The organism is Bradyrhizobium sp. 87 (assembly GCF_023073015.1).
Taxonomy (GTDB): domain Bacteria; phylum Pseudomonadota; class Alphaproteobacteria; order Rhizobiales; family Xanthobacteraceae; genus Bradyrhizobium; species Bradyrhizobium canariense_D.
On the sequence record NZ_JADPIQ010000023.1, the window covers coordinates 25105 to 40858 of the forward strand.

At 61.7% G+C, this 15754-nt stretch carries 17 protein-coding genes; 11 read left to right on the forward strand and 6 right to left on the reverse strand.

Going from position 1 to position 15754, the window contains the following annotated elements; all coding sequences use genetic code 11:
• Positions 1–4: 4 nt before the first annotated feature.
• The 8 genes from IVB50_RS42140 to IVB50_RS07930 are packed head-to-tail and all read left to right on the forward strand — an operon-like array spanning position 5 to position 8036.
• Positions 5–928 carry a sugar ABC transporter permease gene (locus IVB50_RS42140; protein WP_247295214.1) on the forward strand — a complete coding sequence of 308 codons (924 nt, stop codon included), beginning with the start codon at positions 5–7 and terminating at the stop codon, positions 926–928.
• Entirely contained in the window at positions 925–1764 is an 840-nt protein-coding gene (locus IVB50_RS07900; protein ID WP_247295215.1) for a carbohydrate ABC transporter permease, read from the forward strand. The genes IVB50_RS42140 and IVB50_RS07900 overlap by 4 nt, the downstream gene beginning before the upstream one ends.
• The gene (locus IVB50_RS07905; protein WP_247295217.1) at positions 1761–2813 is read left to right on the forward strand and encodes an ABC transporter ATP-binding protein; all 1053 of its coding nucleotides are present in this window, start codon (positions 1761–1763) and stop codon (positions 2811–2813) included. The genes IVB50_RS07900 and IVB50_RS07905 overlap by 4 nt, the downstream gene beginning before the upstream one ends.
• Before the next feature lie 4 nt (positions 2814–2817).
• Positions 2818–3591, forward strand: coding sequence for a GntR family transcriptional regulator (locus IVB50_RS07910; RefSeq protein WP_247295219.1), 774 nt, complete (start codon positions 2818–2820; stop codon positions 3589–3591).
• A gap of 32 nt (positions 3592–3623) precedes the next feature.
• Positions 3624–5267, forward strand: coding sequence for an arylsulfatase (locus tag IVB50_RS07915; RefSeq protein WP_247295221.1), 1644 nt, complete (start codon positions 3624–3626; stop codon positions 5265–5267).
• Positions 5268–5270: 3 nt separating this feature from the next.
• The gene (locus IVB50_RS07920) at positions 5271–6245 is read left to right on the forward strand and encodes a formylglycine-generating enzyme family protein (RefSeq protein WP_256465340.1); all 975 of its coding nucleotides are present in this window, start codon (positions 5271–5273) and stop codon (positions 6243–6245) included.
• Between the two features lies 1 nt (position 6246).
• Entirely contained in the window at positions 6247–7356 is a 1110-nt protein-coding gene (locus IVB50_RS07925) for a chloride channel protein (protein ID WP_247295225.1), read from the forward strand.
• Positions 7350–8036: a hypothetical protein gene (locus IVB50_RS07930; protein WP_247295227.1), complete on the forward strand. Its 687-nt coding sequence runs from the start codon at positions 7350–7352 to the stop codon at positions 8034–8036. Before IVB50_RS07925 ends, IVB50_RS07930 begins: the two co-directional genes overlap by 7 nt.
• Positions 8037–8103: 67 nt before the next feature.
• Here the strand turns inward: IVB50_RS07930 and IVB50_RS07935 are convergent, their stop codons facing one another.
• From IVB50_RS07935 to IVB50_RS07945, 3 genes are read right to left on the reverse strand one after another with little or no spacing between them, the layout of a single operon-like run.
• Positions 8104–8826: a GntR family transcriptional regulator gene (locus IVB50_RS07935; RefSeq protein WP_247295229.1), complete on the reverse strand. Its 723-nt coding sequence runs from the start codon at positions 8824–8826 to the stop codon at positions 8104–8106.
• Positions 8827–8854: 28 nt separating this feature from the next.
• Positions 8855–10450 (reverse strand): GMC family oxidoreductase N-terminal domain-containing protein, encoded by a 1596-nt coding sequence (locus IVB50_RS07940; RefSeq protein WP_247295232.1) that lies wholly within the window; start codon positions 10448–10450, stop codon positions 8855–8857.
• Positions 10450–11577 carry a mandelate racemase/muconate lactonizing enzyme family protein gene (locus tag IVB50_RS07945; protein ID WP_247295237.1) on the reverse strand — a complete coding sequence of 376 codons (1128 nt, stop codon included), beginning with the start codon at positions 11575–11577 and terminating at the stop codon, positions 10450–10452. The genes IVB50_RS07940 and IVB50_RS07945 overlap by 1 nt, the downstream gene beginning before the upstream one ends.
• A 105-nt stretch (positions 11578–11682) precedes the next feature.
• On the opposite strand from IVB50_RS07945, the gene IVB50_RS07950 reads away from it, so the two are divergent.
• Genes IVB50_RS07950 through IVB50_RS07960 form a run of 3 tightly spaced genes read left to right on the forward strand, consistent with a single transcriptional unit; the run spans position 11683 to position 14275 of the window.
• Entirely contained in the window at positions 11683–12453 is a 771-nt protein-coding gene (locus tag IVB50_RS07950; RefSeq protein ID WP_247295241.1) for an ABC transporter permease, read from the forward strand.
• Positions 12450–13259 carry an ABC transporter ATP-binding protein gene (locus tag IVB50_RS07955; RefSeq protein ID WP_247295244.1) on the forward strand — a complete coding sequence of 270 codons (810 nt, stop codon included), beginning with the start codon at positions 12450–12452 and terminating at the stop codon, positions 13257–13259. Before IVB50_RS07950 ends, IVB50_RS07955 begins: the two co-directional genes overlap by 4 nt.
• Positions 13260–13279: 20 nt before the next feature.
• Entirely contained in the window at positions 13280–14275 is a 996-nt protein-coding gene (locus tag IVB50_RS07960) for an ABC transporter substrate-binding protein (protein ID WP_247295246.1), read from the forward strand.
• Between the two features lie 428 nt (positions 14276–14703).
• Here the strand turns inward: IVB50_RS07960 and IVB50_RS07965 are convergent, their stop codons facing one another.
• The 3 genes from IVB50_RS07965 to IVB50_RS07975 all read right to left on the reverse strand — a co-directional run.
• Positions 14704–15207 carry a hypothetical protein gene (locus IVB50_RS07965; protein ID WP_247295248.1) on the reverse strand — a complete coding sequence of 168 codons (504 nt, stop codon included), beginning with the start codon at positions 15205–15207 and terminating at the stop codon, positions 14704–14706.
• A 51-nt stretch (positions 15208–15258) separates the two neighbouring features.
• Complete coding sequence (locus tag IVB50_RS07970) at positions 15259–15540, reverse strand: hypothetical protein (protein ID WP_247295250.1); 282 nt, start codon at positions 15538–15540, stop codon at positions 15259–15261.
• A 3-nt stretch (positions 15541–15543) separates the two neighbouring features.
• Positions 15544–15754 (reverse strand): hypothetical protein (locus IVB50_RS07975; RefSeq protein ID WP_247295252.1); only part of this gene is annotated, 211 nt, incomplete at its 5' end.

A 15754-nucleotide genomic window follows, 5' to 3' on the forward strand; every position in this document is an offset into this window, starting at 1 on the left:
GACAGTGGTGACATCAGTCGAGATCGCGAGCGAGGTGCCTCGCAGCGATTTCGGTCGGGTCTTGGCGCAACGCGAGCGCCGGTTCGCAGCGGCCCTGCTTGCACCGGCGTTTCTCGCCCTGCTCGCCACGACGACGTTCCCGCTGCTCTTCCTGGTCTATACCAGCACGTTCCGGATGGATCTGGCGATGCCCTTCACCAATGGCTTCGTCGGATTCGAGAACTACCAGGTGCTGTTCTCCGACGAGCGCTTCTGGACCTCGCTGCTGGTGAGCCTCGTCTACACCGGCTCGACCGTCGCGCTTCAGGTCATCATCGGCCTGGCGCTCGCCTTGCTAGTCATGGACATGAAGCGCGGCCAGGGCTGGTTTCGTGTCATCGCGATCCTGCCTGTCGTGCTGTCGCCGGCCGTCGTCGGCATGATTTGGCGCACTTTCATGCTGGCACCGGAATTCGGGATCGTCGACTTCCTCGCCATCAACGCCGGTCTCGGCAGCAAGAACTGGCTCGGCGATCCCACGCTTGCGATGGTCTCGGTGATCGCAATCCATACCTGGCAATGGACGCCGTTCGCGTTCATGGTGCTGCTGGCTTCGCTGGCCTCACTCCCCGAGGACATCTATGAGGCCGCGCGGCTCGATCGGGCCTCGGCCTGGCAGCGCTTCCGCCGCATCACACTGCCCTTGCTGCGGCCCGCGATCGTCATGGTCATCATCATGCGGACTATGGTGGCGCTGACCGCGTTTGCTGCGATCTTCACCGTCACCGGCGGTGGCCCCGGAACCGCGACCGAGATCCTCAATCTCTATGCCTACAGGAAATCCTTCACTGAGTTGTCAATCGGGTACGGTGCGGCGCTGGCGGTGGCACTGCTGATCGTGACCATCATCATCTCCGGCATCCTGTTTGCCCTGCGGAGGGCGAAGTGACGGCAAAGCGCCTCCGCGCCATCGCCCTGCTCGCGATTTCCATGGTCTTCCTGCTGGCCTGGGCGTTCCCGATCATCTGGAGCGTGCTGAATTCGCTCAAGACCGATTCCGACGTGCTCGCCTATCCGCCCAAGCTGGTTTTCTCGCCGACGTTGGAGGCCTATCGCGACGTACTGTTCGGCTCCGGATCGATCCTCCCGAACCTCCTTTCGAGTGCCATCATCTCGGTCGGCACTACTATCGCCACCATGTTGATGGCGGTGCCCGCGGCCTATGCGCTGGCGCGCCTGCGCTTTCGCGGCAAGAAGTTCGCGGGCTTCTACGTATTGGCAACCCAGATGCTGCCACCAGTCGGCATCATCATCCCCTACTTCCTGGTGCTGCGGAACATCGGCTGGATCGACACCTATCAGGGCATCATCCTGATTTATCTGTCGTTCTCCCTGCCGTTCGCGATCTGGCTACTGGTCTCCTATTTCGAGGACATTCCCTTCGAGATGGAGGAAGCCGCCTATCTCGACGGCGCCAGCAGGCTCAAGACGCTGTGGCGCATCATCATTCCGCAGGTCCGCGGCGGCATCGCCGTAACCGTCGTGTTTGTGTTCCTCAATGCGTGGAATGAATTCCTGTTCGCCGTTGTGCTCAGCGGCAACACAGTGCGGCCGGTCACGGTAGCCATGTTCAATTTTGTCTCCGTCGAGCAGACGCTGTGGGCCAAGCTCGCAGCGGTCTCGGTCCTTGCCATGCTGCCTGTCGTCGTGCTCGGCGTGGTCGCACAGAAGCATATCGTTAAGGGCCTGACAGTCGGTGCAGTCAAAGGCGGAGGGCGCCGATGAGCGGCCAGGGTCAGGTCAGTTTTCGCAACATCGTCAAGATGCACGGCGAGTTCGCCGCGCTCAAGGGCATCAATTTCGACATCAAGCCGGGCGAGTTCTTCGCGCTGCTCGGCCCCTCTGGTTCGGGCAAGAGCACCACACTGCGCATTCTCGCCGGCCTGGATGCGCCGTCCGCCGGCCGCGTGCTGATCGACGACAAGGACGTCACCTCGACTGACGCGCGCGATCGTGACATCGCCATGGTATTTCAAAGCTACGCGCTCTATCCGCACATGACGGTCGCAGAGAACATCGCCTTCCCGCTTGAGATGGCCAGGCTGCCAAAGGCCGAGATTGCGTCCGCCGTGCAAGAAGCGGCAAGAAAAGTGAAGATCGACCATCTGTTGGATCGCAAGCCGGGTCAGCTCTCGGGCGGCCAGCAGCAGCGCTGCGCGTTGGCCCGCGCCATTGTTCGCAAGGCGCGCCTGTTCCTGCTCGACGAACCTCTCTCAAATCTCGACGCCAAGCTTCGGCTGGAGACCCGTGCCGAACTGAAGAAGCTGCAGCGCTCGCTTGGCGTGACTGCCGTCTACGTCACCCACGACCAGGAAGAAGCCATGACGCTCGCCGACCGCATGGCGGTGTTCATGGGCGGCGAGATCCAGCAGGTCGGCACGCCCGCAGAAGTGTTCGCCCGCCCGAACTCGATAGACATCGCCGGCTTCATCGGCAATCCCCCGATGAACCTCGTTCCTGCCCGATATGTTAATGGCGACGTCATCATTGCCGGGCATAGCCTCAAGACTACAGCCGCGATTGCGGGAGAACGCGATGTAGTCGTGGGCCTTCGTCCGGGCGCATTGCGGATGATGGCAGGCGGACTAGGTGCACGCGTCGACCTGATCGAGGATCTCGGTGATACCGCCGTGCTCGATCTCGACTGCGCCGGCACCATGATCCGGATGCGCGTCAGCGACGGCAACATTCCCGGTGAAGGCGAAACAATCTCGATCACCGCCCGTCCGCAGGACATTCACCTGTTCGATCCCACGACCCGCATGCGGCTCTGACACCATGGCTGTTCAAACGCGCAAGAAGAAGCCCGCTGCGCTCGGCAGCGATGTCGTCACGGAAGGCGCGACGCCCCTACATATCCAGATTCGCGAATCCATTCGCAGCCAGGTTCGCGACGGCAAGCTGATCGACGAGACCGGTCGCCTAATGACCGAAGCCGAGCTTGGGCGTCATTTCGGCGTCAGCCGCATCACCATTCGCAACGCCATCGCGCCGCTGGTGAACGAAGGTATGTTTGCTCGCTCGCGCGGCCGCGGCACGTTCCTGCAGACCAACCAGCCCGAAAACTGGGTCGGCCACCTCATGGGCTTTTCGGAGACCATCCGCGATGCCGGCTACCAGGCCGGCGCCAGGATTTTGCAGCAAGGCATGACCAACCGTCACGATGCCGCCGTTCGCGAGCAGCTGCGCGAGCGCGCTGTCTGGCAACTCAAGCGTCTGAGGCTCGCAGACGACACGCCGATCGCGATCGAGCACGCCTTCTATCCGCCGGACATCGGTCTCGAGCTCGAAAAACGCGACCTGGTTTCGATCATCATGTACCGCGTCTTCGAGGACGAACTTGGCTTTTCCATCAAGGATGCGCAGCAAACCATCAGCGCCGATCTCGCCGACGCCAGCAGTGCAAAACTGCTCGGCGTGAAAGTCGGCTCGCCCCTGCTTGCGATCGAGCGCGTCACCTTCGGCAAGGACGGACGGGCGCTGGAACTTCTGCGCGCCATCTACCTGCCAAAATACTTCCGCCTCAGCATCAGCCTGACGCGCCGCCACTGACAACACCACACGACAATAACGAGGATACAAACATGCCGAATGGCGCAAAGACTCCGGATAGCCCCAACATCCTGCTCATCCTCAACGACGACATGGGCTTTTCGGACATCGGCTGTTACGGTGGCGAGATCCAGACGCCGAACCTCGATCGTCTTGCGGCGAACGGGCTGCGTTACTCACAGTTCTACAACACCGCCCGCTGCAGCCCCTCTCGCGCCTCGCTGCTCACCGGCCTGCATCCGCACCAGACCGGCATCGGCATCCTCACCTACAGCAACGGTCCGGAAGGCTATGCCGGCAATCTGAACAAGAGTTGCGTGACAATCGCGGAAGCGCTCAAGAGCAGGAACTACACGAGCTATCTCAGCGGCAAGTGGCATATCGCCAGCAGCCTCACCGAGCCGACCGACGCTTGGCCGATGCAGCGCGGCTTCGACCATTTCTATGGCACCATCATCGGCGCCGGCAGCTTCTATCACCCGAATACGCTAACCCGCGGCAACGATAATATCGAGCACGAGGCCGTCAAGGACCCGTCGTTCTTCTACACGGATGCGATCAGCGACCAGGCCGCCGCCTTCATCCGCCAGCACAAGGCGGAAAAGCCCGACGCGCCGTTCTTCCAGTACGTCGCCTACACCGCCCCGCACTGGCCGCTCCACGCCCATGACGAGGACATCGCAAAATACAAGGGCCGCTTCGACGCCGGCTGGGACAAGCTGCGCGAGGAGCGCCTCAAGCGCCTTGTCGAGGCCGGCATCATCCATCCGAACTGGCGTCTGACCGATCGCGATCCGACCCAGCCTGCGTGGACCGACGCCGAGCAGCGCGAATGGACGCTGCGCTGCATGGAGGTCTACGCGGCCCAAATCGACCGGATGGACCAGGGCATCGGGCGAATCTTGAAGGCGCTGGAAGAGACCGGCCAGATCGACAACACGCTGATCATCTTCCTCTCGGACAATGGCGCGTGCGCCGAGGACATTCCGGAAGGCGTCACTGCGAAGGAGCTGGTCGACCAGCTCATGATCGCACAGGCAAAGACCCGCGACGGCAGGCCGGTGCGCTTCGGCAACGATCCAAGCCTTATGCCTGGCGGCGAGGACACCTACCAGAGCTACGGCACCGCCTGGGCCAATCTCTCCAACAGCCCGTTCCGGCTCTACAAGCACTGGGTCCACGAAGGAGGTATCGCCACGCCCTTCATCGTGCACTGGCCGCGCGGCATCTCCGAGAAGGGAGGCCTGCGGCACAATCCAAGCCAGCTCACCGATGTGATGGCGACCATCCTCGACGTCGCCGGTGCCACCTACCCAAGTGAATACAACGGCAACACTATTTTGCCCTGCGAGGGCGAGAGCCTGGTGCCATCTTTCGCTTCGGCCTATGGCAATCGCGGCCCGCTGTTCTGGGAGCATGAAGGCAATGCGGCTGTGCGCGTCGGCAAGTGGAAGCTGGTGCGGAAATATCCGGGCCCCTGGGAGCTCTACGATATGGAGACGGACCGCACCGAGATGAACGACCTCGCGGCGCAGCATCCAGATCGGGTCCGCGAGATGACGGCGCAGTATCAGCAATGGGCCAGTCGCTGCGGCGTGATCCCGCGCGAGAAGATTCTCGAGCTGATGAAAGCCGAAGGCGGCACGGCCTTCTGGGAGGACGAAAAGCAGAACTAGGACATGACGAACGACCACTCACATTGCTGCCTCCAAAGCGCCGCCGGCAAGGGGCCGGCGGCGGCCAGCGATACGCAAGCGGCGATCCCCTGTAGTTCAACCCCGATCTCGCGCCGCTGGAGCTCACCAATTGGGGGGACCTTCCACATGGGATCTGCCGACAGGGGTTTCGTTGAAGATGGCGAAGGCCCGGTGCGGCCTGTTACGCTGTCGCCGTTTGCCATCGCTTGCCACTCCGTGAGCAATCTGCAATTTGGCGACTTCGTCCGTGCCACGGGCTACACGACGGAAGCCGAACGCTACGGCTGGAGTTTTGTCTTCGACGGGCTCCTGTCCGAAGAGACGCGCACCGCACGCACGACACGCGTTCAGGAAACGCCGTGGTGGGTTCCAGTGCTGCACGCCTACTGGGCGCAGCCGGAAGGGCCGACGAGCAGCATACTCGACAGGCTCGATCACCCCGTCGTCCACGTCTCATGGAATGACGCGAAGGCTTACTGCGAATGGTCCGGCACGCGCCTCCCGACCGAAGCGGAATGGGAGATGGCCGCACGCGGCGGGCTGGACCAGGCCACCTATCCCTGGGGCAATGAGCTGCAGCCCGACGGCGAGCATCGCTGCAACATCTGGCAGGGCAACTTCCCGAAGCGCAATACCATGGATGATGGCTATTTCGGTACAGCGCCCGTTCATGCATTCGCCCCAAACGGATATGGCCTGCACAATGTCGCCGGAAATGTCTGGGAATGGTGCGAGGACTATTTTTCGGCGAGCTATCACCACCTCACGCCATCACGAGATCCCTTGAACCGCGAGCCAACGCCAACTCGCTCGATGCGCGGCGGATCCTTCCTTTGCCACGCATCCTACTGCAACCGCTACCGCGTCGCGGCGCGAAGCTCCAATTCACCCGATTCGTCATCGAGTAACATCGGCTTCCGTGTCGTGCGCGCTGAACCGCCGCGGGATCCGGCATAGGATGGCGCCAGCCCCACATGCCGGGAAGCCGGCTCAAGCTGCCGGCATCCGTTTGCTGCCGCTCTTTCTGCGCAACTTCGTGCGCAATCGCGAGACCGGCCTTGTGCTGGTCGCCATTGTCATCGGACTGCTCAGCGGCGTTCTCGTCGCCACGATCTCGGGCCTCAGCCAGGTTTCACATGCGCTGCTGTTCGATATTCCCTTCGACGCACATCTCAGCGCCACCGGGGTGATTTCCTGGCAACGAACGCTGCTGATCCCGATGCTCGGTGGCCTGGTGCTCGCGCTCATCGGGCTGTACTTCGCCCGGCGCGTGAAGGGCCAGCAGCTCGCCGATGCCATCGAGGCCAACGCGCTCTATGGCGGCCGGGTATCGTTTCGCGGCAGCTTGCTAATCTCGGTCCAGACCCTGCTCTCCAACGGGTTCGGTGGATCGGTCGGACTGGAAGCTGGCTACACTCAGATCTGCGCGATGTTCGGCTCTCATATCGGCCAGCGCCTGGCCGCCCGGCGTAACGACATGCGGCTCCTGGTCGCCTGCGGCGCCGCCGGCGCGATCAGCGCCGCGTTCTCGGCACCTCTGGCTGGCGCCTTCTACGCCTTCGAGGTCGTGCTGGGCGCGTATACCTCCGCCGCACTCGTTCCCGTTACCGCAAGCGCTGTTACTGCGTGGCTGGTCGCGCGGCAATTGACGCACCAATCGTTCCTGATGGTGCCCGGCTTCCCCTCGCCGGTGTCCGTCGAGATGATTGGGCAAACCGTGCTGATCGGCGTCATCTGCGCCTTCGTCAGCATCCTCGTCATGCTCGCAGTCGCGTTCTCAGAGCGGTGCTTTCAGCGCATCGCGGTATTCAAGGGATTTATGCGGCCGATCCTCGGAGGCTTGCTGCTCGGCGGTCTTGCGCTGCTGACGCCGACCGTGCTGGGCGCCGGCCACGGCGCGATGCAGATCCTGCTTGTCAGCAATCCGACCTGGCTCCTGCTTACCACGACCATCGTGTTCAAGATCCTGGCCTCAGCCATCTCGCTCGGTTCTGGGTTTCGTGGCGGACTTTTCTTCGCTTCGCTGCTGCTCGGCGCGTTGATCGGCAACTCTACAGCATCGTGCTGACCGGCCTCCTTCCTACGCTCGCCCTGCAACCGGGCACCGCTGCCATTGCCGCGTTGGCTGCACTGGGCACCGGCGTACTGGGCGCGCCGTTCAGCATGGTCTGTCTCGCGCTCGAAATCACCGGCGACTTCTCCGTCACCGTTGGCGCGGTAGTCGCATCATCGGTCTGCGCGCTCATTGTCCGCGAGCTTTTCGGCTACAGCTTTGCGACGTGGCGCTTCCATTTGCGGGGCGAGGTCATCCGTGGCCCGCAGGACATCGGCTGGGCCAGGCAAATGAGCGCGGCGTCCTTGATGCGGACGGACTTCGAGAACGCCCCGACGACAATGCCGATCGGCGAGGCGCAAAGGCTGTTTTCTCCGGCACTGGTACGCCAGATCGTGCTGCGTGATCCCAACGAGACTTATGCCGGCATCGTTCCGGCCGCCACGCTGCATTCGGTCGCCAACAGAGACGACGAGCCGCTCGGATCGCTGGCGCAGCAACAGGATGAATGCCTGTTTCCGACTACGTCGGTTCGCGAGATCCTGAAAGCCTTCGAACGCAGCGAGGCAGATGTCCTTGCAGTCGTTGACCGCGCTGACAGTCGGACAGCGATCGGAACGCTAAGCGAATCCCACGTGCTGCGGACCTATGGCGAAGAACTTGAAGGTCGGAACCAGGAATTGTTTTCCCGGTAGATGGTCAAAGTCCGGGTTTGAGCATGACCTTGCCCGAAAGCCGCTCCGCGCTCTTGCGGATTAGGCTCTACGGCCGCAGGTCCATGTCGATACGCACGAAATCGCCGCGATAGGTGACCTCGCCGAGATAGATCACGGTGCGGTCGCTCGTTGTGAAGACACGACGGACTTCGGCCACGGGCGAGTTCAGAGGCATGCGCAGCAGCCGCGCCGCCTCAAGATCCGCGGTGCCGATCGTCAGCGTCTGACGGGCGCTGGCGATCGCGGGATCCCTGAGATCGTTGAGGATCGGGATCACGGTCTCATTGCGGAAACGCTTTGGCGACGTGCGAAAGATCTTCTCGTCGAGATAGATGGAAATCACGCAGTAAGGCAGCTTCCGGCGTGAGTGCAGGCGGCGCATGAAGACGTATTTCTCGGCCGGCTTGCCGTCTTCGGGAAGCAGCGGCGCATTACTGCGGCTCTCCGAGATGTTGATGATCTCCGGCGAGGTGTCGCGGTACATGTCCGCAAGATCGGACAGCGTAGTCTCGACCTTGAGCCAGCGATCCTGCCGCACGGTGCCCGTGACAAACGTGCCTCGTCCCTGCTGGGCCTCGATGACGCCGTCGCGGGCAAGCAGCTCGACCGCCTGACGGATCGTGACACGCGACACGCCGAACTCGGCCGCAAGGTCTTCGTTGGCTGGCAGGCGAAAGCCATGGGTCCAGGTGCCGCGCGCGATCCGCTGGCGGAAGATGTCGGCGATTTGCGCGTATTTGGGGACGTGACTGTCGGAACTCAATTCCATCTCGTCCTCCCGATTCAGGGCCGCGCCTTCAGGCCATGACCAGCGCAGCGCCACGTTCGCCGATCATCAAGCTGGCTGCATTGGTGTTGGCCGAAGTGATCTGCGGCATCACCGAGGCGTCGATCACGCGGAGCCGCTCGACGCCGCGCACGCGCAGCTGCGGATCGAGCACCGCTCGCTCGTCCCGGCCCATACGACAGGTCCCGACGCAGTGGAACACCGTGCCACCCGTGCTGCGCGCAAAATCCCACAACCCGGCATCGTCTCTTGCTGCGTCTCCTGGCACCACCTCGACGTCCCACAGCGGACGAAACGCCTTCTGTTGATAGATCTCGCGCAGGATCTTCAGGCCCGCAACGATGGTCTTGCGATCGATTTCTTCGGCGAAATAGTTGGGCACGATCCGCGGCTGCTCGAATGGGTCAGTCGAGCTGATCGCAAGCTGGCCGCGCGACTTTCCGTGGCATTGCCAGACCGAAGCCGTAAATCCGGAATAGGTGTGAAGGGGCTCACCGGGCTTGTCGACGGACAGTGGCATCACGTTGAACTGCACGTCCGGCCGGCCGCCGACGGCGTATTCGGTGCAGGCTGCACCGCCCACCTGCCCTGCGCCGACCGTCAACGGACCGCTGCCTGCCAGGATCCATTGCAGGCCCATCTTCGCAAGCTCGACGGGATTTCGGACCTGATCGTTGAGCGAGATCCGCTCCTTCAGGCGGACGATCAGCCGGGCTTGATAGTGGTCCTGAAGATTGGCGCCCACTTCCGGAGCATCGGAAACGACGGGGATGCCGAGCTTGCGCAGTACATCAGCCGGACCGACGCCGGAGAGCTGGAGGATCTGCGGCGACTGCAGGGCCCCACCCGACAGGATGACCTCGCGATCGGCTGTCGCGCTGTGCACCTGTCCATTGCTAATCCATTCGACGCCGCTCGCGACGTGACCGTTGAAAACGACCCTGCTGACATGCGCATGGGTGATGATGGAAAGATTCCGACGGCCGGCAACCGGTTGCAGAAACGCGGAGGCGGAGCTGGTCCGCCAGTGGCGCCCGATGCCGAGCTGGTAAGTGCCGACGCCGAGCGTGGTTGCGCCGTTGAAGTCGGGATTGGGTGGCAGGCCAAACTGCACACCCGCCTCGACCCAGGCCCTGGATGCCCGATTGTCGTTGCGGAGATCGGAGACCTCGAACTCCCCAAGGCCACCGTGAAACTGGCTCTCGCCGCCGCGGTAGCGTTCGTAGCGCCGGAAATAAGGCAGGAGTTCGCGATAGCTCCAGCCATCGGCGCCGAGGCGGTCCCAATCGTCAAAGTCTTCGTGCTGGCCGCGGATGAAGATCAGGCCGTTGATCGATGAGGACCCGCCGAGCACACGACCGCGCGGCCAGACAATGGCGCGGCCCCCGCTTCCCTGCGATGGTTCTGTCCTGAACAGGCGCGAGAAGCGTTCGTTGTAGATGGTCCGGTAGTATCCGACCGGAACCCTGAGCCAAAAGTTCCGGTTCGATCCCCCGGCTTCCAGCAGCAGCACGCGGCAGGCGGGATCGGCTGATAACCGGTTTGCGACTACGCAGCCGGCGGAGCCCGCTCCGACGATAATGTAATCGTAGCCGTGCGATGACATCAGGCGGTCCGATACTGTTCGATCGACGCGAGATCAGGCGTGAGGCCGAGACCCGGCCCGTCGCCGAGCTCGATCGTTCCGTCCCGGACTTCAAGCACGGGGCCACAGAAGCGATCGCGGAGCGGGTTCTCATTGCAATCGACTTCCAGCAGCCCGTCCCCGCCGACGCCGGCCAGAAGGTGGGCCGACGCAAGAAGTCCGACCCCGGCGCCAAGATAATGCGGACAGAACATCTTTCCTGACTGCAGGATGTCGCGCGCGATGCCCGCGCAAGCCGACAGTCCACCCCATTTCGCGATATCCGGCTGGACCACGCCGAGAACCGGCTCGCCCAGCACCTCGGCAAATCCGGCGTGGCTGGCGATGTTCTCGCCGGCGGCGAGCGGAAAGCGGATCTTCTGACGGAGCTGCTTCCATTCCTGCCGCGGGCGGTCGGCGCGGATCGGCTCCTCGAGCCAGCCAAGGCCGAAGGCCTCCAGCTGCGGAGCAAGCTCAAGCGCCTGCGCGATGGTCCAGGCCTGGTTGACGTCGGCGGCAAGCAAGGCCTGGCCAACAAGCCGCCGCAGGGCCGCCAGATTGGCACGGTCGGCCGCCGGATCAAAACCTATCTTCAGCTTCAGGGCGCGGTAGCCGCGTGCGAGGGCTGCCTCAGCGGCGCGCTCTGATCCTGCGGGATTGATGCCGCTGGCATATACCTTGATCCTGTTCCGGGATCCGCCGAGCAGCCTCCACAGCGCAACGTTCTGGCGACGCGCGTGAAGATCCCAGATAGCAAGGTCGATGCCGGCGATGGACTGTGCGAACGGACCCGCTTCGCCGGATTGCAGCGCGAGCACCGAGGTTCCCTGCGTCAGGCGCTCGAAAGCAGCTGATGGACCTTGCGCCTTGAATCCGACAAGGGCCGGCGCGAGCACCTCGTTGACCAGCCGAACACGATGCTCGGCGCCCGGCGCTGGAAAATTGCACCACACCTCGCCCCAACCCACGTAACCGTCCGTATCCTCGACGCGAACGAAAACAGCAGGACGATCGGCCATCCGCCCGAACGAGGTGATGACGTGTGTCGTCAATGGATAGCGATAGCCGAAAGCCTGGAGGCTGCGAATGGTGAAAGACGACGATGTCATGCTCAAAAGGCCTGCTATGCCTATGACCAAAGGCGCTCTTGTATGGTCATCCTATTTATAATATGAATCGGGAAACATCAACCGCTATCCGGGTGGACGCGTCGAATGAACGGAGCTGGCGTAAGACGCTTTGGTCTCGGATTGATTCCGTGGATCGGTGCAATCCTGCTCTGGTACACGGTGCGCTGGAGCGGCTTCGTCAACGTCTCGCTGATCCCCGCGCCGCACCAGGTCGCCGCCAAGTTCTTCGAGCTACTCACGAAGGAAGGCCTCCTCGTCGACATCTTCGCCTCGACCAGACGCGTCTTCTTCGGCGTCGCGCTCGGGATTCTTGCAGCGGTGCCCGTTGGCTTCCTGCTCGGCTGGTATCGCCCGGCCCGCACCTTCGCCGACCCGATGATCAACTTTTTTCGCGCGCTGCCACCAATCGCGCTGATCCCGCTGGTGATTGTCTATTTCGGCGTGGACGAGGTCGCAAAACTGGTCATCCTGTTCTACGCCTCATTCTTCTCCGGCGTGATCGTGATGTATGAAGGCGTCTCGCAGATCACGCCCCTCTACATCCGCGTAGCGCAGACGCTCGGCGCCAGTCAGGCAGAAATCTTCCGCAAGGTCATCATTCCCCTCACCGTCCCGCATATCCTCACCGCGCTGCGGGTCGCATTGGGCGTGGCCTGGGCGACTCTCGTTGCATCCGAGCTGATAGCGGCCCAGCGCGGACTTGGCGCGATGATCCAGAATGCCTCGACCTATTTCCTGCTCGATGTCATTTATGTCGGCATCATCTGCATCGGCCTGATCGCCCTGATCATGGACATGATCCTGCGCAGGATCACGGCGCGGTTGCTGGTGTGGCAGGATCGGGTCGTCGCATGACGAAGCGTGCGCGATTCGAAAACGTTTCGTTGTCCTTTGAGACCCCGAAGGGCCGCCTCAATGTCGTCGAGGACGTCAGCTACGACATCAACGATGGCGATTTCATCGCGGTGATCGGCCCCTCCGGCTGTGGCAAGACCACGATGATGAGCATGCTCGCGGGTTTCCAGAAGCCGACGACCGGAAATGTGCTGTTCGACGGACGTCGCGTCGCGGGTCCCGGACCCGAGCGCGGCGTCATCTTTCAGGAATATGGAGTCTTCCCGTGGCTGACGGTGAAGCAGAACATCGCTTTCGGCCTGACGCTCAGTGCCAACCGCGTAGCGGCAGCCGAGCGCGATGCCATCTGCGATCACTATCTTGACTTGATGGGATTGACCGACTTCGCTGGCTCCTATCCCAAGCATTTGTCCGGCGGCATGCGTCAGCGGCTCGCGATCGCGCGTGCCTATGCTGTCAAGCCGCAGTTCCTGCTGATGGATGAGCCGTTCGGCGCACTCGATGCCCAGACCCGTTCCAACATGCAGAACCTGCTGCTCAAGGTGCTCGAGACCGAAGGCAAGACTGTCATGCTAATCACCCACTCCGTGGAAGAGGCGATCTATCTCGCCTCCCGCATCGTGGTGGTGACCGCGCGGCCGGCACGGATCAGGCAGATCATCGACGTGCCGTTCGCCTATCCTCGCGATGAATCAATCCAGGAGCGGGCCGAATTCGGCGAGTTGCGAAGCTACATCAGGCAGCTCGTCATGGACGAGTATCGCGCCCAGCAGGCGCAAATGCGTCCGGCATCATTCTCGGAATAACAAACAAAACGGAGGATACCATGGATCGCAGACAATTTCTAACGACCACCGCGGGCCTTGCCCTGGGATCTCTCACCGTCGCAGCGCCCGCGATCGCGCAGGCCAAAACCAAGGTACGCGTCGGCTATCTCCACACCGTCGCCGTTGATGGCCAGATCTGGACCGGCATGGATCGCGGTTCTTTCGAAAAGCAGGGCCTCGATCTCGAGCTGCGACAATTCAACACCGGCTTGGAGATCTTCCAGGCGCTGATCGGCGGCAGCCTCGACGTACTGGCCACCGGCGCGGTGCTCTCGAACTTCCCTGCCCGGGGGCAGGGCAAGGTGTTCCTGATCAACGACATTGAGGTCGCGACCGCACAGCTCTGGGTTCGCGGCGACCAGGGCATCAAGTCGTTTGAGGACCTGAAGGGCAAGCGGATCGCGACCGCGACCGGTACCACCGCGCATGTGTTCCTGGATACCGCGCTTCGCGCCAACAAGGTCGATCCGAAGGAGGTCGAACTCGTCAACCAGACCATGCCAGCCGCCGTGACCGCCTTTATCTCCGGCGCGGTACCGGCCGTCGCTCTTTGGGTACCCTTCAACGTCACGGTTCGGGACAAGGTGCCAGGGGCGGTCAAGCTCGCCGATGCGTCGGCCTACTATCCAAAGGCCGCTATCATCGGCGGGTGGGCGGCGGCCAACGATTATTACGAGCCAAACAGGGAAACGCTGGCGAAGCTGATCCGTGGCTGGGCGGATGCGAATGACTACATTGTCGCGAACAGCACCGAAGCGATGGAGAAGCTGCAGAAGGGTCACTATAGCCAAACCCCGCCGGCCGACATCAACGAATCGTTCAAGGCCCAGAAGATGTTCACGTCCAGGGAGTGGAAGCGCATGTACTCAGACGGGACGGTCACCAACTGGCTGCAGCAGTCGACAGATTTGTTCATGGCCAACGCAGGCATCAAGGATTTCACGCCGGCAAGCAAATATTTTGATCCCAGTCTGTATCTAAAAACAATCGTGTGATCTGATCGCGGAAGCTGGCGGTTCCTTGCAAGGAGCCGTAGCACCCGCGCTCTCTTCATGTTGAAAAGGCCTTCGTTTCGAAAGCTGATCAGTCGATGATATGGGGTCCCGTTTAGTTGAAGCGTACTGGCGGCGAACCGCCTCCGTTTGCATGACACTGAGCGATCCTGCGGCTTCATTGGCCCTGCTCATCACTGTAGGACCGCAGTTGCCCTGTTTCGGCCGTCTCGTTCGAGGCCAAGTGCTATTCGACTTTTCGAACTAAAGCCGTTTTGTGCGGGCTTGCTCCAGCCGCGCCGGCGACGCGGGGGGCCGATTTGCTGCCGTCGGATGCTATCTTCAGAGTCTATCTATTAGGTCGGTCCAATCGAGCCGGGTGCGCCTCCGCCGTGAATGGCGCCGTCGAGGTCCTATAGTCGGCACCGTCATCAGTTCAGCTTGAAAAACGTATGCCCTAGCCGCTCCTTGAGTGTTTCCAGTAACGACATTCTCGTATCAGGCGCGGCAATTTGCGCTCCCGTTGCGGGTACGGGAATAATATTCAACGGTTTCGCTGCTCGATCGTTAGGGACCGTTTTCCCAGATGCGCCTTTTGCAGCATGCTTCCGCTTCAAAACCTCGCCGCCTGATTTCGGAGTGACCGGTTTCGGGGCAACGTCGAGTTCAGACAATGCGCTCTGCAGAGGCCAAGCAGATTGCACCGACGTCATCGATGTAGAAGGACTCATGTTCGACGGAGCCACAATGGTCGGCAAGCTGGCATCGATTATGACCCGTTCAGGTGCCCGCTCGGCTGAGCTGATCCTTATGGACGGTCGCTCTACGTCACTATTACCGGGGCCCATCGCCTGCTGCGGGAAGCACCAGCCGATCGCGATCAGCAACAGGACGAGAGCGCTGCCGACGAATGCGAAATATTTCATCAAAGGCATAGGCCGCCTCCGTTTGGCAACGACCTTGCGACCTGGATTGTTAGTAAAAAGCTAAAGGTAGATTAAAACAGAAGACATGGTTATCACGCATGCTGCGACGCAGCGGCTATTTCGCGGGCCACGTGACTTCGATGCTGCATCGTAGATCTCGATCTTCAGCATGGGATACTTGGCCAACAGTTCAAGGGCCGCTTGAGTCGCGGCGTCCTGATCAAGAAATTCGGTCTTGAAAGGACCATCGACGAGCATCGCATAACCGGTGGCCGGCGCGAGGTCAGCACGCCGAACTTGGCTTGGTTGCGGACGTTCAAGGTGGCGGGTTGTTTTGTTCATTCCTTACTTATCCGGTTGGAGAACGCCCTTGTTGCTGAGGTTCTCGCAATTCGCCGAATGAATGCTTGGGGTTTCCCAACCGGCGTAAGCACAGGACAAGAGAACAAACATTCGGAATGCAATCGACATGCCGCCCGCCTTTTCTTGTTGGTGACGACGGTACAAATAACGTCTTACGGGCAGCTTAGGAGAAAGGGTTTGCGCAAGGTATACG